The sequence below is a fragment of the Nonomuraea harbinensis genome, from assembly GCF_019396385.1.
Taxonomy (GTDB): domain Bacteria; phylum Actinomycetota; class Actinomycetes; order Streptosporangiales; family Streptosporangiaceae; genus Nonomuraea; species Nonomuraea ferruginea.
The window spans coordinates 284,879-307,063 of the sequence record NZ_JAHKRN010000003.1 but is presented as its reverse complement, the minus strand read 5'-3'; the positions used below and the strand labels follow the sequence as shown (position 1 = coordinate 307,063).

The window sequence follows — 22,185 nt, the reverse complement described above, 5'->3', positions numbered from 1 at the left end:
CCGCCGGGCGTATCGGTCTCGCTCGCCCAGTGGCGCTCGGACGAGCCCGCGCACAGGATGCAGGTGGCCGTGCGGAACACCTCTGAGACTCCGGTGCACTTCACCGACGTTCAACTGGTGACGCCATCATTCACCACATTGGCCCCACAGAACGTGGAAATCACGGTCAAGAAGACGGAGAGAACCGACTTACCCATCCCCTTCGGGAAAGCCAACTGCACGCCCGGCCGCCTTCCCGACGTCCAGCCGGCCACCGTCGTCGCCCACGTCCGCGTCGGCGCGGAGCAGGAGCCGCGCAAGGTGACGTTCGAGATCCCCCACCCCGATCCGCTGCTGACCCGGCTGCTGCACGACGAGTGTTCGGAGCATCTGATCAAGCTGGCGGCCGACATCGCCTTCGGCCCCGAGTGGAAGCGCGTCGGCGACGCCATGCACGGCACCCTCGTGCTGACCCGCCGCGGCGAAGGCGCCGTCACCGTGCACCGCATCGACGGCACCACGCACTACATCGCCGCCCCGGTCACCGAGGGCGACCCGATCGCCGAGCTGGACGCCGCGGCCCCGAGCATCGCGGCCGAGATCCGGCTCACCCCCGGGCGGTGCGACCCGCACGCGTTCGCCGAGGCCAAGAAGGCGTTCCTGTTCCCCGTACGCGCCAGCGTCGACCGCGGCGAGCAGCGCGTCGTGATCGTCAGCCCGCCGAAGGACGTCCAGGACCGTCTCATCCACTACGCGCTCGACGTGTGCGGCCTGCCCACGTCGTGAACCCGCGCCGGGGCGCTCAGCCCCGGTCGGCCGCGTCCTCGATGACGATCTGGGCGACCTCGCGCATGCTCAGCCGGCGGTCCATGGACGCCTTCTGGATCCAGCGGAACGCCTGCGGCTCGCTCCAGCCGTGCTGCGTCATCAGGCTGCCCTTGGCCCGCTCGACCAGCTTGCGCGTCTCCAGCCGCTCCGTCAGGCTCGACACCTCGGCGGCCAGCGCCACCATCTCCTCGTGACGGCTCACCGCCATCTCGATCGCCGGCACCAGGTCGGCCTTGGTGAACGGCTTGACCAGATAGGCCATCGCCCCCGCCTCCCTGGCCCGCTCCACCAGGTCACGCTGGGAGAACGCGGTGAGGATCAGGCATGGCGCGATCCGCTCGGCCACGATCCGCTCCGCCGCGGAGATGCCGTCGAGCACCGGCATCTTGACGTCCAGGATGACGAGATCGGGCCGCAGATCGGTGGCCAGCCGGATCGCCTGCTCCCCGTCGCCGGCCTCCCCCACGACGACGTAGCCGTCCTCCTGGAGCATCTCCTTGAGATCGAGGCGGATGAGCGCCTCGTCTTCCGCGATCACCACTCGCCGCTGCGTACTCACGAGCAGAAGAGTACCGATGTCCGGTACATTAGATCCACGGCGGCATCCTCGACAGTCTCCCTGAAGAGGTGAACCCCCACAAGTTTCCGGACACGTCCGGAAATATGCCGGAATGGTGGAATGGCAGACACTGACGCCTCAAAAGCGTCTGCCCGCAAGGGCGTGCGGGTTCGAATCCCGCTTCCGGCACCCCGGAAACCGTCGCACGCACCCTCGTGTGACCGTTGATCCCCTCTCCGCACCAGGTCCGACCGGCGGGCTGAGTCCAGCCGCCCGGCCCCTGCTCCGCGCCTCGAAGGTGCGCCTCCCAAGGAGGCATAGGGTGGCCGAAGATCGGTAATGAACGGATCACGGTGGCTTTTCGGAGGTGGATGCCGTGGGGTTGAACGTGGCGGAGCGGGCCAAGTTCCTGGCGGAGCCGCATGTGGCCGGTGTGGCGGTCGACGCGGGAGCGGACCGGGGGCCGCTGAGCGTGCCGGTCTGGTACGACTACGAGCCGGGCGGCGACGTCGAGTTCCTGACCGGGCGTGACTCCCGGAAGGCGGCGCTGATCGGGAAGGCGGGCCGGTTCACGCTGCTGGTGCAGCGGACCAGCCCGACCTATCGGTACGTGTCCGTCGAGGGGCCGGTCGTGTGGTCGGGGCCGACGACGCTGGAGCAGCTCACCAGGATCGCCTCGCGCTACCTGCCGGTCGAGGCGGTTCCCGGCTACGTGGAGGGGTCCGACCTGGGCGCGCTGGTGACGTTCCGGATGCGGCCCGAACACTGGCTGTCGGCCGACCTGGGCGCCATCTGAGGAGCACCGTCACGGTATTTTGAGGCATGTGACTGCTATCGATCCTGCCGTGACCGGCGCTTTCGGCATCGGCCTCGCGACCATAGCCGCTGACGGCACCGTACTCGACACCTGGTTCCCCGAGCCTCAGCTGGGCGAGCCGCCCGTGACGGGCACCGAGCGGCTCTCCGCCGAGGAGGCCGGCGAGCTGGGCGGGCTGGTGGGGCCCGACCAGGCGCGCGGCGTGGAGGTGGTGGCGGTCCGCACCGGCATCGCCAAGCTCTCCGAGCCGCCGGCCGACGCCCACGACGCCTACCTGCGGCTCCACCTGCTGTCGGCGCGGCTGGTCCGGCCGCACGGGCTGAGCCTCGACGGGGTGTTCGGCAAGCTGGCGAACGTCGTGTGGACCAGCCACGGGCCGTGCGCCGTGGACGGCTTCGAGATCACGCGGGCGCGGCTGCGGGCCAGCGGGCCGGTGGCGGTCTACGGGGTCGACAAGTTCCCGCGCATGGTCGACTACGTGATGCCGTCCGGGGTGCGGATCGCCGACGCCGACCGGGTGCGCCTGGGCGCCCACCTGGCGAGCGGCACGACCGTGATGCACGAGGGGTTCGTCAACTTCAACGCCGGCACGCTGGGCGCGTCCATGGTCGAGGGCCGGATCTCGGCGGGCGTGGTGCTCGGCGAGGGCTCCGACCTGGGCGGCGGCGCGTCCATCATGGGCACGCTCTCGGGCGGCGGCAAGGAGGTCGTCTCGGTCGGCGAGCGCTGCCTGATCGGCGCGAACGCGGGCATCGGCATCTCCCTGGGTGACGACTGCGTCGTCGAGGCCGGGCTGTACGTGACGGCGGGCACGAAGGTGCGCCTGCCGGACGGCGGCGTGGTGAAGGCCAGGGAGCTGTCGGGGCGCGACGGGCTGTTGTTCCGCCGCAACTCCGAGACCGGCGCCGTGGAGGTGGTGACCCGCCAGGGCACCGGCATCGAGCTGAACGAGGCGCTGCACGCCAACTAGCGTCCGGCCGGCTTCCCTCCCGGGGGCAGCCGGCCGACGGACGGTCCCTCAGCTGGCGTGCGAGACGGCGGAGCCGATCGTGTGCACGCGCAGCGCGTTGGTGGAGCCGGGGGTGCCGGGCGGGGAGCCGGCGACGATGACCACCTTGTCGCCCTTCTCCAGCCGGCCGAGCGACAGCAGCGACGCCTCCACCTGCCGCACCATGTCGTCGGTGTGGTGCACGAACGGCACCTGGAACGTCTCCACCCCCCAGGTGAGCGAGAGCTGGCCGCGGACGTGGGGCGCGGAGGTGAAGGCCAGCAGCGGGATCGGCGAGCGGTAACGGGCCAGCCGGCGGGCCGTCTCGCCGGACATGGTGAAGGCCACCAGGGCCTTGGCCCCCACGATGGCGCCGACCTCGGCGGCGGCGCGGGCGATGGCGCCGCCGGTGGTCTCCGGCATGCGCTCCAGGGTGTGGGTGGCGTGCAGCGAGGAGGCCTCGGCGGCGCAGGCGATGCGGTCCATCGTGGAGACGGACTCGATCGGGTAGTTGCCGACGGAGGTCTCGCCCGACAGCATGACCGCGTCGGCGCCGTCCATGACGGCGTAGGCGACGTCGGAGGCCTCGGCGCGGGTGGGGCGGGGGGCGCTCATCATCGAGTCGAGCATCTGCGTGGCGACGATGACCGGGCGGGCCTTCTCGCGGCACAGCTCGATGATGCGCCGCTGCACGATCGGCACCTGCTCCAGCGGCAGCTCGACGCCGAGGTCGCCGCGGGCGACCATGATGCCGTCGAAGGCCTCGACGATCTCGGGGAGGCGCTCGACCGCCTGCGGCTTCTCGATCTTGGCGAGGAGGGGGAGGCGGACGGCCTCCTGCTCCATGATGTTGCGTACGACGTCGGCGTCAGAGGGACGGCGGACGAACGACAGGGCGATCATGTCGAACCCGGTGCGCAGCGCCCAGCGCAGGTCGGTCTCGTCCTTGTCGGTGAGCGCGGGGGCGCTGACGTTGACGCCGGGCAGGTTGAGACCCTTGTTGTCGGAGATCATGCCGCCGATGACGACGCGGGTGACGACCCGGTCGCCGTCGACGCGGGTGACCTCGAGCACGAGCCGGCCGTCGTCGACGAGGATGGTGTCGCCGGGGCGCACGTCCTTGGCGAGACCCTTGTAGGTGGTGGAGACCTGCTCGCGGTCGCCGGGGACGTCTTCGGCGGTGATGGAGAAGACGTCGCCGAAGCCGAGCCGGACCGGCCCCTCCTCGAAGCGGCCGACGCGGATCTTGGGGCCCTGCAGGTCGGCGAGAACGCCTACACCGCGGCCGAGGTCGGCCGCCACCTCCCTGACGCGATCGAAGACCTCTCTGTGCATGTCATGGTCGCCATGGCTGAGGTTGAACCGTGCGACGTCCATGCCCGCGGCGATGAGATCGCGCAGGCGTTCGGGTGAGGACGTGGCTGGGCCTAGGGTGCAGACGATTTTCGCGCGACGTGTCACGAGTCCTACCTTAATTGGTACAGACCACTTGGCAGTCAAGGACGACGCAGAACGTACCGCGCGCGGGAGAACAACACGGCAACGGCGACCGGCGAGCGCGCCACGCGCACGTGTCGCCGTCATGGTTCGAAGGTGGCCGCCTCCAGGGCGTTGACGATGCCGTGGCCGTAGAAGCCGTTCTTGTCCGGGCCGCCCTCGCACACATGGGTGGTCTTCTCCCCGTACACGTCGTAGACGTACGCGCGCGGGACGGGGCACGCCGTCGGCGTCGCGGTCTTGTACAGGTACTCCTCGACGGTGTCCGGCGCGAGGGTGACGCCGCCCGGCCCCGGCTTGCCGAAGCGGCTGATGATGATGGCGGCCACGCCGGTGGCGTGCGGGGCGGCCATGGAGGTGCCGTCGAGATACTGGTAGTAGGCGCAGGTGCCGCGGGCGCAGTCGCGTACGACGTCCTGGCCCTTGGGCTTGCCGTCGGCGCCGATGCGGCCCTTGGCGCGCAGCGCCTTCTCGGGGGCGGCGGCGAGGATGGAGCGGGTCGGGGAGGCGCCCTTGCCGTCGAGCGCGTCGCCGCCGGGCGCGGCGACGTCCGCCTGTTCCGTCCCGTAGTCGCTGTAGATGGCCTTGCGGCCGGACGGGCCGACCGAGGCGACCGAGATGACGCCTTCCGACTCGGCGGGGACGTTGAGGCAGCTGTTGTCGATCCTGCGGATCTTCTCATCGCCGCGCGGGTAGCCGGGGCTGTCGTTGTCGACCTTCGGCCGGCCGAGGTCGGTGGCGCCGTTGCCGAGCGCGGAGACGAGGGTGACGCCCTTCTTCCTGGCGTAGTCGAGGGCGCGCTGCATGCCGGTGATGATGGCGCGCTGTTCGAGCTGCTCCTTCTTGCTGTCGGACGGGTTCGCCCGGCAGTTGAACAGCCACGGGTCGACGTAGTAGCTCATGTTGACCACGTCGACGCCGATGTCGCCGGCGTAGGTGAGGGCGTCGAGGCTGGCCTTGAGGAAGAAGAAGCCGGAGTCCTGGCCGGCCCGGATGTTGACGAGTTGCACCCCGGGGGCCACCCCGGCGATGCCGATGCCGTTGATCGGCGCGGCGATGGTGCTGGCGACGTGCGTCCCGTGGCCTTCGTCGTCCTGGTCGACGGGGTCCTTGCAGTCCGCGGCCTCGCAGGGGCCGTCGAGGTTCTCGCCGTTCTCGTCCTTGGGCCGGTCGGTGACGAAGTTGCGGCTGAGCCCGCGGTTGAAGTTGGGCGCGATGTCGGGGTGGTTGCCGTCGATGCCGGTGTCGATGACGCCGACGAGGACCTTCTTCGTGCCGGGCGCCTTCTCGTTGGCGCGGTCGGCGCCGATCATCCGCATGTCCCACTGAAGGCCGCTGAGCGGGTCGCTCTTCTCGGCGGAGCCCTTCTCGCCGAAGGCCGACCCGTCGGGGAACGCCCTGGCGGCGGTCGCGGAGGTGCGGCCGATGGCCCTGTCGCCGGAGACGCCGACGACGGCGGGGTCGGCGCCGACGGTCTCGGCGAAGCGCTCGCCGGAGCCCTGCGCGATCAGGTAGCCGAGCTTGGTCTCGGTGTGGGTGACGGTGCCGTCGGCCTTCCGCACGGCGGTGAGCGCGTCGGCCCGGCGGCCGTCGGCGTAGAAGACGAGGTAGTCGGCGGCGGCCGCGGCCGCGGGGGTGACCGGGGAGCAGGCGGTCAGCGCGGCTGTCGCCGACAGCGCCGCGAGGACCGGGGCAACACGCCTCATTTCTCCCCTATCATCCGTACTTCTCCAGAATGTGCATCTTCCCGACCTGCGGCAACTGATGCAACCCGCCGGATACGGGGACGAGCCGGGACACGAAACGCCCGCCCGGGAAGGGGCCGGGCGGGCGTTTCGTTCCAGCGCAGGTCAGACCAGCGGGCGGGCCGTCGGCAGGATCGGGTAGGGCAGCGCCGTGTCACCGGTCAGGAACCGGTCGACGCCGCTGGCGGCGGCGCGGCCCTCGGCGATGGCCCAGACGATGAGCGACTGGCCGCGGCCCATGTCGCCGGCCACGAACACGCCGTCGACCTTGGACATGTAGGTCTTGTCGCGCGCGACGTTGCCGCGGGCGTCGTAGAAGCCGTCGCCGCCCAGCTCGGCCAGGTCCCGCAGCAGCGGGCCCCGCTCCGGGCCGACGAAGCCCATGGAGAGCGTGACCAGCTCGGCCGGGATCTCCCGCTCGGTGCCGGGAATCGGCTTGAAGCCCGACTGCGGGCCCTCGACCTCCACCAGCCGCAGCGCCTTCACGTTGCCGTCGGCGTCGCCGACGAACTCCGTGGTGGAGACCGCGTACACCCGCTGCCCGCCCTGCTCGGCGAGCTCCTCGTGGGCGCTCTCCATCTTGAACAGGATCGGGAAGGTCGGCCACGGCTGCCCGGCGGCCCGGGTCTCGGGCGGCCGCGGCATGATCTCCAGCTGGGTGACGGACGCGGCGCCCTGCCGGATGGCGGTGCCGATGCAGTCGGCGCCGGTGTCGCCGCCGCCGATGACCACGACGTGCTTGCCCTCGGCGGAGATCGGGGAGACCGCGAAGTCGCCCTCCTGCACCTTGTTGGACAGCGGCAGATACTCCATCGCCTGATGGACGCCCTTGAGCTCGCGGCCCGCCACCGGCAGGTCGCGCCACGCGGTCGCGCCGCCGGACAGCACCACCGCGTCGTACTGCTCGCGCAGCTCGGCGGCGGTGACGTCGAGGCCGACGTTGACGCCGGTGCGGAACTCGGTGCCCTCGGCCCGCATCTGCGCCAGGCGGCGGTCGATGTGGCGCTTCTCCATCTTGAACTCGGGGATGCCGTAGCGCAGCAGCCCGCCGACGCGGTCGGCCCGCTCGTACACCACCACGTCGTGACCGGCGCGGGTGAGCTGCTGGGCGGCGGCCAGCCCGGCCGGGCCGGAGCCGACCACGGCCACCCGCTTGCCGGTCTTGCGCTGCGGCGGCTGCGGGGTGACCCAGCCCTCGGCGAACGCCCGGTCGATGATCTCGACCTCGACCCGCTTGATCGCCACCGGGTCGGCGTTGATGCCGAGCACGCACGCCGCCTCGCACGGAGCCGGGCAGAGCCTGCCGGTGAACTCCGGAAAGTTGTTGGTGGCGTGCAGCCGCTCGATCGCCTCGCGCCAGTCGGTGCGGTGGACGAGGTCGTTCCACTCCGGGATGAGGTTGCCCAGCGGGCAGCCGTTGTGGCAGAACGGGATGCCGCAGTCCATGCAGCGGGCCGCCTGCTTGGTCAGCTTGCCGGACGGGAAGTCCTGATAGACCTCCTGCCAGTCGCCGATGCGGACGTCGACGGGGCGGCGCGCCGGCAGCTCCCGCTCGTGCGTGAGGAACCCCTTGGGGTCAGCCATCGGTACGCCTCCCTATCCCTGAACCGCAGCCGCCATGACGGCCTCGTCGATGTCCCTGCCTTCGATGCGGGCGGCCTCCGCGGCCTCCAGGACCCGCCGGTAGTCGGTCGGCATGATCTTGCCGAACCGGGTGAGCGCGGAGTCCCAGTCGGCCAGCAGCTGCTTGGCCGCCGGGGAGCCGGTCTCGGCGAAGTGCTTCTCGACGGTCTCCTTGAGGAACTCGGCGTCCTCGCCGGTGAGCGCCTCGATGGCGACCATCTCGCGGTTGACCCGCTCGGCCTTGAGGTCGAGCAGGTAGGCGACGCCGCCGGACATGCCGGCCGCGAAGTTGCGCCCGGTGGGGCCGAGCACGACCACCCTGCCGCCGGTCATGTACTCGCAGCCGTGGTCGCCGACGCCTTCGACGACGGCGGTCGCGCCGGAGTTGCGCACGCAGAACCGTTCGCCGACGACGCCCCGGATGAACACTTCTCCGGACGTGGCACCGTACAGGGCGACATTTCCAGAAATGATGTGACCGTCGAGCGGCGCCTCCTCGTGCGGGCGCAGCGTGACGCGACCGCCGGACAGGCCCTTGCCGAGGTAGTCGTTGGCGTCGCCGGTGAGCCGCAGCGTGATGCCGCGGGGCACGAACGCGCCGAACGAGTTGCCCGCCGAGCCGGTGAAGGAGATGTCGATCGTGTTGTCGGGCAGGCCCTCGCCGCCGTGACGCTTGGTGACCTCATAGCCCAGCATGGTGCCGACCGTGCGGTTCACGTTGCGGATCGGCAGGTCGAGCGTGACCGGGGTGCCGTCGCGGAGCGCGCCCTCGGCGAGCTGGATGAGCGTGTTGTCCAGCGCGTGGTCGAGGCCGTGGTCCTGGCCGGTGACCCGGCGCAGCGCGGTGCTCGCGGGCAGGTCGGGCCGGTGCAGGATCGGCGACAGGTCGAGCCCGCTCGCCTTCCAGTGGTCCTCGGCCGCCGTGGTGTCGAGCATCTCCACGTGCCCGATGGCCTCGTCGAGCGAGCGGAAGCCCAGCTCGGCGAGGTACTCGCGGATCTCCTCGGCGATGAACTCGAAGAAGTTGACCACGAACTCGGGCTTGCCGCTGAACCGCCTGCGCAGCTCGGGGTTCTGCGTGGCCACGCCCACCGGGCAGGTGTCGAGGTGGCAGACCCGCATCATCACGCAGCCGCTGACCACGAGGGGCGCGGTGGCGAAACCGTACTCCTCGGCGCCCAGCAGGGCGGCGATGACCACGTCGCGGCCGGTCTTGAGCTGGCCGTCGACCTGCACCACGATGCGGTCGCGCAGGTTGTTGAGCAGCAGCGTCTGCTGCGTCTCTGCCAGGCCCAGCTCCCACGGCGCGCCCGCGTGCTTGAGGCTGGTCAGCGGGGACGCGCCGGTGCCGCCGTCGTGGCCGGAGATCAGCACCACGTCGGCGTGCGCCTTCGACACCCCGGCCGCGACCGTGCCGACGCCGACCTCGGCCACCAGCTTCACGTGGACCCTGGACGCCGGGTTGGCGTTCTTCAGGTCGTGGATGAGCTGGGCGAGGTCCTCGATCGAGTAGATGTCGTGGTGCGGCGGCGGCGAGATGAGGCCGACGCCGGGCGTGGAGTGGCGCGTCTTGGCGATCCACGGGTAGACCTTGTGGCCGGGCAACTGGCCGCCCTCGCCGGGCTTGGCGCCCTGGGCCATCTTGATCTGCAGGTCGTCGGCGTTCACCAGGTATTCGGAGGTGACGCCGAACCGGCCGGAGGCCACCTGCTTGATCGCCGACCGGCGGGCCGGGTCGTAGAGCCGCTCGGGATCCTCGCCGCCCTCGCCGGTGTTGGACTTGCCGCCCAGCCGGTTCATCGCGATGGCGAGCGTCTCGTGCGCCTCCATCGAGATCGAGCCGTACGACATCGCGCCCGTGGAGAACCGCTTGACGATCTCCGAGACGGGCTCGACCTCCTCGATCGGGATCGGGGTGCCCGCGCGCAGCTTGAACAGGCCGCGCAGGGTCATCAGCCGCTCCGCCTGGGAGTCCACCATGCCGGTGTACTCCTTGAAGATCTCGTAGCGGCGGGTCCGGGTGGCGTGCTGCAGCTTGAAGACGGTCTCGGGGTTGAACAGGTGGGGCTCGCCCTCGCGCCGCCACTGGTACTCGCCGCCGACCTGGAGCCGGCGGTGCGCGTTCGCCGCCCTCGGGTACGCGTGCGCGTGACGCTCGGCGGCCTCCCTGGCCAGCACATCGAAGCCGACGCCGCCGAGCCGCGAGGTGGTGCCGGTGAAGCAGGAGTCGATGACCTCCTGGCTCAGGCCGAGCGCCTCGAAGATCTGCGCGCCGGTGTAGGAGGCCACGGTCGACACGCCCATCTTGGACATGACCTTGATGACGCCCTTGCCGTACGCCTTGATCAGGTTGCGTACGGCCTTGCGCTTGTCGACCTTGAGCGTTCCGCTGTCGACCAGGTCCTCGACGGTCTCGATGGCGAGATAGGGGTTGACCGCGCCGGCGCCGTAGCCGATGAGCAGCGCCATGTGGTGGCACTCGCGGGCCTCGCCTGTCTCGATCACCAGGCCGATCTTGGTGCGGGTCTTCTCCTGGATCAGGTGGTGGTGCACCGCGCCGGTGAGCAGCAGCGACGGGATGGGCGCGAGCGCCTCGCCGGAGCCGCGGTCGGACAGCACGATGATCCGGGCGCCGTCGGCGATGGCCTGAGAGACCTCGGCCCGGATCTCGTCGAGGCGGTGCAGCAGGGCCTCGCCGCCGCCCGCGACCTCGTAGAGGCCGGAGACGACGTGCGGGTGGAAGCCCGGCAGGTCGTGCTCGTCGTTGATGTGGATGATCTTGGCGAGCTCGTCGTTGTCGATCACCGGGTACGGCAGCACGAGCTGGCGGCACGACGTCGGCCCGGGGTCGAGCAGGTTGCCCTCGGGGCCGAGCGTACTGGCCAGGCTGGTCACCAGCTCCTCGCGGATGGCGTCAAGCGGCGGGTTCGTCACCTGCGCGAACAGCTGGCTGAAGTAGTCGAACAGCAGCCTGGGCTTCTCGCTGAGCACCGCCACGGGGGTGTCGGTGCCCATGGAGCCGATCGGCTCGATGCCGGTGCGGGCCATCGGGGTGAGGATGACGCGCAGCTCCTCCTCGGTGTAGCCGAAGGTCTGCTGCCGCTTGACGAGCGCCTCGTGGCTGGGGCTGTCGACCTCGCGCGTCTCCGACACGACCCAGCGCTCGCGCGCGGGCAGCTCCTCGAACCTGACCAGCCCGGCGTGCAGCCAGTCCTCGTACGGGAGCGCGGCGGCGAGCTCGGCCTTGATCTCGTCGTCCTCGATGATCTTGCCGCGGGCGGTGTCGATGAGGAACATCCGGCCGGGCTGCAGGCGGCCCTTGCGGACCACGTCCCCGGGCTCGAAATCGAGGACCCCCGCCTCGGAGGCGAGCACGACGAGCCCGTCGGCCGTCACCCAGAAGCGGCCGGGGCGCAGGCCGTTGCGGTCGAGCACGGCGCCGGCGAGCGTGCCGTCGGTGAACGTGATCGACGCCGGGCCGTCCCACGCCTCCATCAGGGAGGAGTGGAACTCGTAGAAGGCGCGGCGCGCGGGATCCATCTCGGTGTGGTTCTCCCACGCCTCAGGGATCATCATGAGCACCGCGTGCGGCAGGCTCCGGCCGCCGATGTGGAGCAGCTCCAGCACCTCGTCGAAGGAGGCGGTGTCGCTCGCGTCGGGGTCGCAGATCGGGAAGAGCCGCGCCAGGTCGCCCGGGATCAGGTCCGACTGGAGCATGGCCTCGCGGGCGCGCATCCAGTTGCGGTTGCCCTTGACGGTGTTGATCTCACCGTTGTGCGCGATGTAGCGGTACGGATGCGCGAGCGGCCAGCTCGGGAACGTGTTGGTGGAGAACCGCGAGTGGACCAGCGCGATCGCGCTCTCGTAACGCTCGTCGGACAGGTCGGGGAAGAACGGCTCGACCTGCTCGGGGGTGAGCATGCCCTTGTAGACGACCGTACGCGCCGACAGGGACGGGAAGTAGACGTCCACCTCGTGCTCGGCCCGCTTGCGCAGGCAGAACGCGAGCCTGTCGAGGCCGAGCCCGGCCTCGCCGCCCGGCGAGGACACGAAGAGCTGCTTGAAGTACGGCATGACCGCGCGGGCGCTCGGCCCGGGCAGCGCGCGGTCGACCGGCACGTCGCGCCACCCGAGGACGGTGAGGCCCTCCTCGGCGGCGATCTCCTCGATCATGCCGGTGGCGATGGCCCGCGCCTGCTCGTCGATGGGCAGGAACGCGATGCCGGTGGCGTACTGCCCGGCGGGGGGCAGCGGGAAGCCGGTGGTCGCGCGGTAGAAAGCGTCGGGGATCTGGGTGAGGATCCCGGCTCCGTCGCCGGTGTCCGGCTCGCTACCCTTGGCCCCCCGATGATCCAGATTGCACAGCGCCGTCAGCGCCTTGACCACGATCCCGTGCCCCCGGCGTCCTGCGACGTCGGCGACCATGGCGACACCACAGGCGTCATGCTCGTTGGCGGGGTGGTAGAGGCCCTGGGGCTCGGGGAACCCGAGGTGGGCAGCAGGCATTGCATCCCTCCCGTCGTCATCGTCTGTCTGGAACTGCTTACAGGCGGGGACGACGTTGGCCCTGCTGCATATCGTGTGTAGAGGTTACCGCACGCTGCCGGAATGGTGCCCATCGCGTCCGTTTTACGAAACATGTCGCACTTATCCGAGGTCAGCGGCTCGGATCTTGGCCCGGCGGATCGATAGGGTGGCCGTATGGAGCGTGACGGGGTGGAGCGCCTGCTCGGCGCGGCAGGGGTGGACAGCAGGCGGCTGAGGCACGCGCTGACCCTGCTCTGCGACGGCCGCTGGTGGTCCCTGGCCGATCTGGTCAGGGAGACCGCGACGTCCCGGCGCACCGTCGAGGAGCTGCTGCGCGAGCTGCGGACGGAGCGGGAGGGAGACCGGTTCCGGCTGCCGCCGGCGCACTGGCCGGACTTCCAGGACCTGCTGGCGCTCGCGCCGCCTCCGGAGGACCCGGTCCAGCACCTGGTCGCGCACTACGAGCCCGCGCTGGAGCGGCTGCGCGAGCTGGTGGCCAAGGCGCCGCGGCCCCGCCACGCGCTCGACCACGTGCCGGCCACGCCCGAGACGGTCCTGCGCCGGGCGCTGCTGCTCGGGGCCCGTTTCTGGCTCCCGGGCGCGCGACTGCTGTGTGTCGGCGACCATGACCTGACCTCGGTCGCGGTCAAGCTGGTGCACCCGGAGACCGACGTGACCGTGGTGGACGTCGACGACCGCATCCTGGCCTACATCGACGAGCAGCGGCTGGGGATCCACACCCGCTGGGCCGACCTGCGGCTGGGCCTGCCCGCGTCGGCCCGCGACCACGACCTGGCCGTCACCGACCCCCCGTACACCCCGGAGGGCGTCGGCCTGTTCGTGGCCCGCGCGCTGGAGGGCCTGACGGAGAACGGGCGCGTCCTGCTGGCGTACGGGGCGAGCGAGCGGACCCCGGCGCTGGCGCTGAAGGTGCAGAACGCCCTGTCGGCGTTGAACGTGGCGTTTGAAGCGATTTACCCAGATTTCAACAGATATTTCGGGGCAGAGGCGATCGGCTCCGCCGCCGACCTCTACATCCTGCGCCCCACCACCAAGACCGCCCCCGCCGTGCGCTCCCGCCTCTCCCAGCTCACCACCGCCATCTACACCCACGGCCCCCAATCGGTCGAGTCCGGCCCGGCGCCCGCTCCCGGCCATGCGGAGCCCCGCCCGACCCCCGCGAGCATGGCCGAGTCCGCCACCCGCCTCTCGTCCGCGGGCGAGGCCGATCTGCTGGTAGGCGAATGGCCCGCCACCCTCCCCCAGCCCCGGGTCAAGCTGGCGACCTGGCTGGGCAAACCGTACGCGGCCTCGGTGGAGAGGGTCGCGATAGCCGTCCCCCCGGGCCTGGAGGCCGCCCTCCCCCGCCTCCTGCTGGCCACCCGCGCCCCGCACGTCGAGGTCCACCTGGCGGGCCCCTACGACATCCCCTCAGCGCTCGACCCCGTCTACAGCTTCACCGAGTCCGGCGCCATGCTCACCGCGACCCGCCGCCCCCGCCCCGAGGCCCCGCAGGCCCAGATCCTGCGCCGCATCCTCGACAGCGGCCACGCCAAACTGGCCAACACCTGGCGCGAGGCCCTCATCGCGGTAGCCGCCACCCACGACGTCACCCTCACCAAGAACGAGGCCCGCGCCCTGATCCGCGAGGCGGCCCCCTGGGCCGGCGACCTCACCCCCCTGGACGCCCCACTCCACCGCCTCACCACCCTCCCCTCCGCCATCGGCACCACCCTCCGCTCCCTCCCCGCCGACGGGGACAGCGGCGTTTCGAATCCCCACGGCGGGAACAGCGGGCCGTAAGGCACGCATGACGGCGCCTCACCCGAGGGGGTTCCCCAAAAGGGGTTGAAGATTTTCACGCACTACGGCTGGTCACGCACCGCCCGAGAGAAACCCCGCTCACGTGGCGTCGAGGACGCGCGACTGGACGACGGCGCTCAGCCCGTCGAGGGCGATCAGAGGCTGCACGAGATCGCCCTCCGCGGCGCCCTCCAGGACACCCGCCCAGCTGACCGTCACGTAGTGCCCCAGCGCGCGGACCTCGGCACGGCTGCGGGCCGGGTCGAACGGGAGCGCCTGCCGGACGAACCCGTCCGTGCGCAGGGCGGACACCAGCGCGTCGGCGGCCCGCCCGTCCGGGAGGTTGAAGATGACGAACTGCCCCGCCATCCCCTCCCCCCGGTACGTGGCACGCAACGCCTGCGTGCACCCGTCAGCCTCGACCCCCCACAGCGCGTCCGCGCAGTCGTCGAGCTCCTCGACGGCCTCGCGCCGCAGCGCTCCGAGGGTCTGCGTGGCGCCGGTGAAGACCTCGGCCGCCGTCAGCGGACGGGTGTCGGCCTGGCGGGTGTCGACGAGCGCGTACAGGGCGGACGTGGGCTGGGTGCGCAGCGCGGCGGGCCGGGGCGCGTCCCGTCCCAGCCACAGCCACGCGCCCGCCGCGACGACGGCGAGCGCGGCCGACACCAGCGCGATGACGAGTCGGACCGGCATCTAGTCCCCCTGTGACGCCAACAACCTGCCGCTGCGGACGAGCGGCCTCCTCGGTAACCGGACGAGCGCGTGGGAGCGTACACCATCAGGACCCCGGCCCGGTGATCGCCACGACGCGCTGGTAGACGGGCTTCTCGGCGCCGCGCAGGGTCAGGGCCAGCGACACGTAGTCGTCCTTGGCCGTGGGCTCGGCGCCGTCGGCCCGGCCGATCCACACCAGCCCGACGTAGTGGCCGAGGGCGTAGCCGCCCGCCTCGGTGTAGCCGCTGCCGGGGAAGGCGGCCTTGGCGCTCTCCAGGGGGAGCGTCCAGCCTCCCCGGTAGAGGGTCTTGAGCGACTCGACCAGCTCGGCCGCGGCCTGCCCGTCGCGCAGGTTGAGCAGGGTGTACTGGCCGACGTAGCGGCCGTCGGCGCTGGTGTAGAGGCCGCGGGCGGCCTGGCTGCACTCGGCGGCGGACACCTGCTCGATCAGCGCCTCCCCCCACAGGGCGGCCGAGCAGTCGGCCTCGATCTTGCTGGCGACCAGCCGGAGCCTGAGCTTCTTCTCCCCGGTGAGCGTCTTCTGGGCGAAGACCTCCTTCGCGGTGAGCGGCTTGGCGTCCTCGGCGCGGTCGGAGATCGGCTCGAACAGCTTGGGCGAGGCCCAGCCGTGGAAGGTCTGCGGCAGCGCGGAGCTCGTCTGCGCGATGGCGGCGCCCGTCCGGCTCTCGGGCGTGTAGGAGCCGAGTGAGGCCACCACGACGACGAGCGCGACCGCGGCGGCGAGGACGGCGATCGACGAGGTGACGATGACGAGGAGCTTCTGCCGCTCGGGCCGGACCCCCCAGTCGGTGAGGAGCGGGAACTGCCAGTCGGACCGGGGCGGCCGGGTCCGGCGGCGCCTGCGGCTGCGCTGCGGGCCGGTCACAGCGTCGCTCCTTCGATCGCGTGGCCGAGGGCGAACGTCAGCGCGGCGGCGACGCTGCCGACGACGAGCTGCCGCAGCCCGGAATACCACCAGCTGCGGGCCGTCACGGCGGACACGATCGCGCCCGCGCCGAACAGGGCCAGGCACGACACCACCGCCGACACCCACAGCTCCACGGCGCCGAACAGGTAGGGCAGCAGCGGCAGGGCTGCTCCCAGCCCGAACGACAGGAACGACGAGACGGCCGCCACCTTGGGCTTGGGCAGGTCACGGGGAGTCATGCCGAGCTCGTTGCGGGTGTGGAGCTCCAGCGCCTGCTCGGGGTCGCGGGAGAGCTGCCTGGCCACCTCGGCGGCGAGCGCGGGATCGACGCCCCGGTCGGTGAAGGACCGGGCCAGCTCCTCCAGCTCCTCGTCGGGGTGGTGGGCGAGCTCGCGCGCCTCCACCTTGATCTCCCGCAGGGCCAGCTCCCGCTGGCTGGCGACCGAGACGTACTCGCCGCCCGCCATGGAGAACGCGCCCGCCGCCAGCCCGGCGACGCCCGCGAGCGCGATGATCCCGGGATCGCCGGTGCCGCCCGCGACCCCGGCGATGAGCGCGAAGTTGGACACCAGGCCGTCCATGGCGCCGAACACGGACGGCCGCAGCCAGCCGCCGGCGACGTCGCGGTGCTGGTGGTGAGCCTCCGCGCGCTCGCTCATCGGCTGTTCTTCTCCTCGGGTACGGCTTCGGAGTCCTGTCCGGGAGCCCGGTCCGCGCCGGAGGCCTCCTCGGTGGCGGGGTCGTCATCGGGGTCGGCCTGATCGGGCCGGTGCGCCGGATCGGCGTCGTCGTCCGCAGTGGAGTCGGCAGTGGCGTCGGCAGCGGAGTCGGCAGTGGCGTCGGCAGCGGCGTCGGCAGTGGCGTCGGCAGCGGCGTCCGGCCGCGCGACGACGACCTCCTCGGAGGTCTTGTTCCTGGTGACCCAGAAGTAGACGAGGGCGCCGACGAACAGCGCGATGGCGGTGTACTGGTTGATGCGCAGTCCGAGGAACTCGACGGCGTGGTCGACGCCGCCGACGGGGTCGATGCGCAGCCCCTCGATCCAGAACCTGCCCAGCGTGTAACCGGCGACGTAGAGGGCGAACAGCCGCCCGTGGCGCAGCGAGAACCGCTTGCCCGCGTAGATCAGGGCGAAGCCGAGCGCGACGTTCCACAGCGACTCGTACAGGAACGTCGGGTGGTAGAGCACGCCGGGCTCGCCGCCGTGCTGCATGTCGATCTCCAGGCCCCACGGCAGCGTCGTCGGCGAGCCGTACAGCTCCTGGTTGAACCAGTTGCCCCAGCGGCCGATCGCCTGGGCGAAGGCGATGCCTGGCGCGACCGTGTCGGCGACGGCGCTCAGGGACAGGCCGCGCCGGCGGCACGCCAGCCAGACGCCGACGGCGCCCAGCGCGACCGCGCCCCAGATGCCGAGCCCGCCCTCCCAGATGAACAGGGCCTGGATGGGCTCCTTGATCGCGCGGCTGCCGAAGTAGGTCTGCCAGTCGGTGATGACGTGGTAGAGGCGGCCGCCGATCAGGCCGAAGATCACCGCCGGCACGGCGATGTCGATGATCGTGCCCTTCTCGCCGCCGCGAGCGCGCCAGCGGCGCTCGCCCAGCCAGACGGCGACGACCACGCCGAGCACGATGCAGAGCGCGTAGGCCCTGATCGGGATGATTCCGAGATACCAGACCCCCTGGGAGGGGCTGGGAATCGAGGCTAGGAGCATGTCAGGTGAGGGTAGCGGACGCCGCGCTACTTGGCGGCCTCGGTGACGGTTTCGCGCAGCTCCTGAGGCGAGAACGCGACACTGCTGTCGAGCTCGGTGCCGTTGAGCTTCACCGTCGGGGTGCCCTGGATCTTCTGCTCGTCGCCGATCTTCTTGCTGTAGTCGAGCTGGGCCTTGGCGTAGGTCTGGGACGTGACGCAGGTCTCGAAGGCGGGGTCGGTGATGCCGGCGTCCTTGCCCCACTCGACCATCTCGTCGAGCTTGAAGCCCTCACCGACCTCGCTGGGCTGGTGCTCGAAGAGCGTGTCGTGGAAGGCCATCCACTGCGGGCCGTCGGGCACGCAGCGGGAGGCGGCCCCGGCCCGCACCGAGTTGGACTTGGTCGGCTCCTGGGAGAAGATCGTGATCGGGTGGTAGACGACCTTGGCCAGGCCCTCGGCGGCGAGGTTCTTGAACGTGGCGCCGCTGACCCGCTCCAGCTCGCGGCAGGCGGGACACTGGAAGTCCTCGTAGATGTCGATCACCGGCTGGGTCACGCCCTCCTTGGCCATCACCACGGCGCCCTCGGCGTTCACGGTGATCGGCGCCAGCGCCTCGCCGGCCTGCTCGGACTGCGACCTGCTGGCCGCGTACCACCACCCGGCGCCGACGGCGGCCAGCGCGACCACGCCGGCCGTCACGTAGGTGACGAGCTTCTTGCGCCGCTCCCGCACGCGGTCGGCTGCGCGCTGCTGCTCGATCTTCTCACGCGCCGACTTCGCCCGGTCGCCCTTGCCCATCGCCGTTCTCCTCTTCTCCGATCGGATGCTCCAGCCCCGCCAGGCCCAGCGGCCGGTCGAGCGCGACGCGCCCGGGCGGGAATCGCACGATCCAGACGCCCAGCAGCACGAAGCCGAAGTCGCGCAGGATGTCGATGAGGTACGTCGGCTCCTGCCCGGCCCCGAGCTGACCGCCGCCGCCGAAGCAGCCGCAGTCGATGCGCAGCCCGTGGGCCCACGCCCAGGCTATGCCGAAGACGAAGGCCAGCATGAGCAGCGCGGCGACCACGGCGGCCACCCTGGTCATGAGCCCGATGATCAGCAACACGCCGACCACGATCTCCACGATCGGCAGGCCGTAGCCGACCGTCGTGGCCACCGCGTCGGGCAGCAGCTCGTACGCTCTGACCGCCACGACCGACTCGGACGGGTTGCCTATCTTGAGCCCACCGGCCACGATCAGCACCCCGCCGAGGACCAGCCGGGCGGCGGTCGTCACCCAGGGTATCGCTGATCTGGCGTTGCGTGACGCCTCCGACGCGTTCACGGGCCATCTCCTCTTCCGCTGTGTACCGGGAAAGCGCACAGTACCTTGGATCTATCTGATCACGCTGCCGATAAGACTCGGCTAAGCGCCGATTGCCGCAGGTCGCACGGGACAAGGCGCGTGACAAGGCGCGTGACAAGGCGCGTGACAAGGCGCGTGACAAGGCGCGTGACAAGGCGAAGCCCCCCGGGACCTCCCGGGGGGCTCGCGGGCCGGGTCAGCCGCGGGCGCGGACTCCCTCGGCCATGTCACGGGCCAGCTTCTGGATCGAGGCGCGGCCCGCGGCCTCGTCGGGCGCGTCCAGGAGCCGGCGGATGAAGGCGGAGCCGACGATGACGCCGTCGGCGTAGCGGGCGACCTCGGCCGCCTGCGCGCCGGTGCCGACGCCGAGACCGACGCACACGGGCAGGTCGGTGTGGGCGCGGGTGCGCTCCACGAGGCCCTCGGCGGCGACGTTGACCGACTCCCTGGCGCCCGTGACGCCCATGAGCGAGGCGGCGTAGACGAACCCGGTGCAGCAGGCGGCGACCGCCGCGATGCGCTCGTCGGTCGAGCTGGGCGCGACCAGGAACACGGTGTCGATGCCTGCGTCGGCGGACGCCTCGCGCCACGGCCCCGACTCCTCGGGGGTCAGGTCGGGCGTGATGGTGCCGACGCCGCCGGCGTTGGCCAGGTCGCGGGCGAACCGGTCGGCGCCGTAGCGGTCGATCGGGTTCCAGTACGTCATCACGAGCGTGGCCGCGCCGGTGGCCGCCACGCCCTCGACGGTGCGCAGGACGTCGGCGATGCGGGTGCCGTTGACCAGGGCGCGGTGCACCGCGTCCTGGATGGTCGGGCCGTCCATCAGCGGGTCGGAGTAGGGCAGGCCGATCTCGATGACGTCGCAGCCGGCCTCGACCAGGGCCGCGGCGGCGGCGACGGCGCCGTCCTTGGTCGGGAAGCCCGCGGGCAGGTAGGCGACGAGGGCGGCCCTGTTGTCCGCCTTGGCCTTGGCGAACACCGTCTGAAGAGTCGTCATTGGTGGTCCTGGTCGTCAGAGGTTGAAGTACTTCATGGCCGTGCCCATGTCCTTGTCGCCGCGCCCCGAGAGGTTGACCAGGATGGTCGCCTCGGGGCCCAGCTCCCGGCCGAGCTCCAGCGCGCCCGCGAGGGCGTGGGAGGACTCGATGGCCGGGATGATGCCCTCGGTCCTGGCCAGCAGCGAGAACGCCGCCATGGCCGCGTCGTCGGTGACGCCGTGGTAGGTGGCCCGGCCGCTGTCCTTGAGCCAGGCGTGCTCGGGGCCCACGCCCGGATAGTCGAGGCCGGCCGAGATCGAGTGGGACTCGATCGTCTGCCCCTCCTCGTCCTGCAGCACGTAGGTGCGCGAGCCGTGGAGCACGCCGACCGTGCCGGCGGTGAGGGTCAGGGCGTGCTCGCCGCTGTCGAGACCCCGGCCCGCGGCCTCGTAGCCGTGGAGCTGGACGCCCTCGTCGCCGACGAAGGCGTGGAAGATGCCGATGGCGTTGCTGCCGCCGCCGACGGCGGCGCACACCGCGGTCGGCAGCGCGCCGGTCAGCTCCAGCATCTGGCGGCGGGCCTCGACGCCGATGATGCGGGCGAAGTCGCGCACGATCTCCGGGAACGGGTGCGGGCCCGCGACGGTGCCGAACAGGTAGTGGGTGGTGTCGACGTTGGTGACCCAGTCGCGGAACGCCTCGTTGATGGCGTCCTTGAGCGTCTTGGAGCCGTTGTGGACCGGGACCACGGTGGCGCCGAGCAGCTTCATCCTGGCGACGTTGAGCGCCTGGCGCTCGCAGTCGACCGCGCCCATGTAGATCACGCACTCGAGGCCGAGGAGCGCGGCGGCGGTGGCGGTGGCCACGCCGTGCTGGCCCGCTCCGGTCTCGGCGATGACGCGCTTCTTGCCGAGGCGCTTGGTGAGCAGGGCCTGGCCCAGAACGTTGTTGATCTTGTGGGCGCCGGTGTGGGTGAGGTCCTCGCGCTTGAGTATGACCCGCGCGCCGCCGGCCTGCTCGCTGAAGCGCCGCACGTCGGTGAGCGTGGTGGGCCGGCCCGCGTACGTGCGCAGCAGGTGGTCGAACTCGCGCAGGAACCGCGCGTCGGCGCGCGCCTCGGCGTAGGTGCGGGCGACCTCGTCGAGCGCCGGGATGAGCGCCTCGGGCACGAACCGGCCGCCGAAGATGCCGAACTTGCCGTGCACATCGGGATCGTCGCCGTGGACGCCGTTACCGGCGAGATCGGCGGCGGTAAGGATCGTGCCTTCGTTTGCCACTGCTATCCCTCTGCTCCGTGATCCGGGCGTGTCGCCGGGTGGGCGCCTGCGGTCACCAGCGCCTCCACGGCCTTGCGCGGGTCCTTGCCGGTGACCAGGCTCTCTCCCACCAGCACCGCGTCGGCGCCCCATCTGGCGTAGGCGAGCAGGTCGTGCGGGCCCCGCACACCCGACTCTGCGATCTTGATGACATTATCGGGGATCTTCGGCCCCAACTTGCTGAAGACGTCGCGGTCGACTTCGAGAGTTCTGAGATTGCGGGCGTTGACCCCGATGACGCGGGCGCCCGCCGAGACGGCCCGGTCGAGCTCCTCCTCGGTGTGGACCTCGACGAGCGGGGTGAGCCCGATGGACTCGGCGCGCTCGATCAGCGACACCAGCGCCTCCTGCTCCAGGCAGACGACCATGAGCAGCGCCAGGTCGGCGCCGTGGGCCCGGGCCTCCCAGAGCTGGTAGGAGGTGAGGATGAAGTCCTTGCGCAGGATGGGGATGTCGACCCGGGCGCGCACGGCGGCCAGGTCGTCGAGGCTGCCGCCGAACTTGTGCCGCTCGGTCAGCACGCTGATCACGTGGGCGCCGCCCGCCTCGTAGTCGGCCGCCAGCGCCGCCGGGTCGGCGATCGCGGCCAGCGCACCCTTGGACGGGCTGGAACGCTTCACCTCGGCGATCACCGAGACCCGGTCGCCGCCCAGCGCGGCGAGCGCGTCGCGGGGGGCCGGCGCCCGCTCGGCGCGCTGCTTGAGCTCGCCGAGTGACACGGTCTGCTGGCGTGCGGCGAGATCGGCACGCACCCCGTCGAGGATGTCGTCGAGGACACTAGGTCCTTCCGTCCGCTCACTCACGCGCTTAGGGTCCCTCCGGTCGGCAGTGGGGGTGGAGACCGGTA

At 71.3% G+C, this 22,185-nt stretch carries 18 protein-coding genes and 1 tRNA gene; 5 read left to right on the top strand and 14 right to left on the bottom strand.

Annotated features, from left to right (window positions below):
* The first annotated feature begins 153 nt into the window (after window positions 1-153).
* Window positions 154-765 (top strand): hypothetical protein, encoded by a 612-nt coding sequence (locus tag KME79_RS04895; protein WP_219543453.1) that lies wholly within the window; start codon window positions 154-156, stop codon window positions 763-765.
* Between the two features lie 16 nt (window positions 766-781).
* Here the strand turns inward: KME79_RS04895 and KME79_RS04890 are convergent, their stop codons facing one another.
* Window positions 782-1,366: an ANTAR domain-containing response regulator gene (locus KME79_RS04890; RefSeq protein WP_261808661.1), complete on the bottom strand. Its 585-nt coding sequence runs from the start codon at window positions 1,364-1,366 to the stop codon at window positions 782-784.
* 106 nt (window positions 1,367-1,472) lie between these two features.
* Here KME79_RS04890 and KME79_RS04885 point away from each other — a divergent pair.
* The 3 genes from KME79_RS04885 (at window position 1,473) to dapD (ending at window position 3,153) form a co-directional block, all read left to right on the top strand.
* Window positions 1,473-1,555: transfer RNA gene (locus KME79_RS04885), tRNA-Leu, on the top strand.
* Window positions 1,556-1,742: 187 nt separating this feature from the next.
* Complete coding sequence (locus tag KME79_RS04880) at window positions 1,743-2,162, top strand: pyridoxamine 5'-phosphate oxidase family protein (protein WP_219543452.1); 420 nt, start codon at window positions 1,743-1,745, stop codon at window positions 2,160-2,162.
* A 49-nt stretch (window positions 2,163-2,211) separates the two neighbouring features.
* Window positions 2,212-3,153: a 2,3,4,5-tetrahydropyridine-2,6-dicarboxylate N-succinyltransferase gene (gene dapD / locus KME79_RS04875; RefSeq protein ID WP_261808662.1), complete on the top strand. Its 942-nt coding sequence runs from the start codon at window positions 2,212-2,214 to the stop codon at window positions 3,151-3,153.
* Window positions 3,154-3,201: 48 nt separating this feature from the next.
* Here the strand turns inward: dapD and pyk are convergent, their stop codons facing one another.
* From pyk to gltB, 4 genes are all read right to left on the bottom strand, one after another.
* Window positions 3,202-4,632, bottom strand: coding sequence for a pyruvate kinase (pyk, locus tag KME79_RS04870; protein WP_148032618.1), 1,431 nt, complete (start codon window positions 4,630-4,632; stop codon window positions 3,202-3,204).
* A gap of 119 nt (window positions 4,633-4,751) precedes the next feature.
* Complete coding sequence (locus tag KME79_RS04865) at window positions 4,752-6,374, bottom strand: S8 family peptidase (RefSeq protein WP_219543451.1); 1,623 nt, start codon at window positions 6,372-6,374, stop codon at window positions 4,752-4,754.
* A 144-nt stretch (window positions 6,375-6,518) separates the two neighbouring features.
* Window positions 6,519-7,997 carry a glutamate synthase subunit beta gene (locus KME79_RS04860; protein ID WP_219543450.1) on the bottom strand — a complete coding sequence of 493 codons (1,479 nt, stop codon included), beginning with the start codon at window positions 7,995-7,997 and terminating at the stop codon, window positions 6,519-6,521.
* Between the two features lie 12 nt (window positions 7,998-8,009).
* Entirely contained in the window at window positions 8,010-12,542 is a 4,533-nt protein-coding gene (gltB, locus tag KME79_RS04855) for a glutamate synthase large subunit (protein ID WP_219543449.1), read from the bottom strand.
* Window positions 12,543-12,737: 195 nt separating this feature from the next.
* Here gltB and KME79_RS46140 point away from each other — a divergent pair, with 195 nt between their 5' ends.
* Window positions 12,738-14,366: a bis-aminopropyl spermidine synthase family protein gene (locus tag KME79_RS46140; protein ID WP_281429284.1), complete on the top strand. Its 1,629-nt coding sequence runs from the start codon at window positions 12,738-12,740 to the stop codon at window positions 14,364-14,366.
* Window positions 14,367-14,465: 99 nt separating this feature from the next.
* On the opposite strand, the gene KME79_RS04845 is transcribed toward KME79_RS46140, so the two are convergent.
* The 9 genes from KME79_RS04845 to trpC all read right to left on the bottom strand — a co-directional run bounded on the left by KME79_RS04845 (window position 14,466) and on the right by trpC (window position 22,141).
* Window positions 14,466-15,059 carry a hypothetical protein gene (locus KME79_RS04845; RefSeq protein ID WP_148032622.1) on the bottom strand — a complete coding sequence of 198 codons (594 nt, stop codon included), beginning with the start codon at window positions 15,057-15,059 and terminating at the stop codon, window positions 14,466-14,468.
* Window positions 15,060-15,144: 85 nt separating this feature from the next.
* The gene (locus KME79_RS04840; RefSeq protein ID WP_219543448.1) at window positions 15,145-15,966 is read right to left on the bottom strand and encodes a hypothetical protein; all 822 of its coding nucleotides are present in this window, start codon (window positions 15,964-15,966) and stop codon (window positions 15,145-15,147) included.
* Window positions 15,963-16,667: a VIT1/CCC1 transporter family protein gene (locus KME79_RS04835; RefSeq protein WP_219543447.1), complete on the bottom strand. Its 705-nt coding sequence runs from the start codon at window positions 16,665-16,667 to the stop codon at window positions 15,963-15,965. Before KME79_RS04835 ends, KME79_RS04840 begins: the two co-directional genes overlap by 4 nt.
* Window positions 16,664-17,719: a prolipoprotein diacylglyceryl transferase gene (gene lgt, locus KME79_RS04830; protein ID WP_219543446.1), complete on the bottom strand. Its 1,056-nt coding sequence runs from the start codon at window positions 17,717-17,719 to the stop codon at window positions 16,664-16,666. The genes KME79_RS04835 and lgt overlap by 4 nt, the downstream gene beginning before the upstream one ends.
* A 26-nt stretch (window positions 17,720-17,745) precedes the next feature.
* Window positions 17,746-18,498, bottom strand: a complete 753-nt coding sequence (locus tag KME79_RS04825) for a thioredoxin domain-containing protein (RefSeq protein WP_148032626.1) — start codon at window positions 18,496-18,498, stop codon at window positions 17,746-17,748.
* Complete coding sequence (locus tag KME79_RS04820) at window positions 18,464-19,024, bottom strand: DoxX family protein (RefSeq protein ID WP_261808664.1); 561 nt, start codon at window positions 19,022-19,024, stop codon at window positions 18,464-18,466. Before KME79_RS04820 ends, KME79_RS04825 begins: the two co-directional genes overlap by 35 nt.
* 217 nt (window positions 19,025-19,241) lie before the next feature.
* Entirely contained in the window at window positions 19,242-20,042 is an 801-nt protein-coding gene (gene trpA, locus KME79_RS04815; RefSeq protein ID WP_148032627.1) for a tryptophan synthase subunit alpha, read from the bottom strand.
* A gap of 15 nt (window positions 20,043-20,057) precedes the next feature.
* Window positions 20,058-21,281: a tryptophan synthase subunit beta gene (gene trpB / locus KME79_RS04810; RefSeq protein WP_148034733.1), complete on the bottom strand. Its 1,224-nt coding sequence runs from the start codon at window positions 21,279-21,281 to the stop codon at window positions 20,058-20,060.
* Between the two features lie 20 nt (window positions 21,282-21,301).
* Window positions 21,302-22,141: an indole-3-glycerol phosphate synthase TrpC gene (trpC, locus tag KME79_RS04805; protein WP_219543445.1), complete on the bottom strand. Its 840-nt coding sequence runs from the start codon at window positions 22,139-22,141 to the stop codon at window positions 21,302-21,304.
* Window positions 22,142-22,185: the final 44 nt, after the last annotated feature.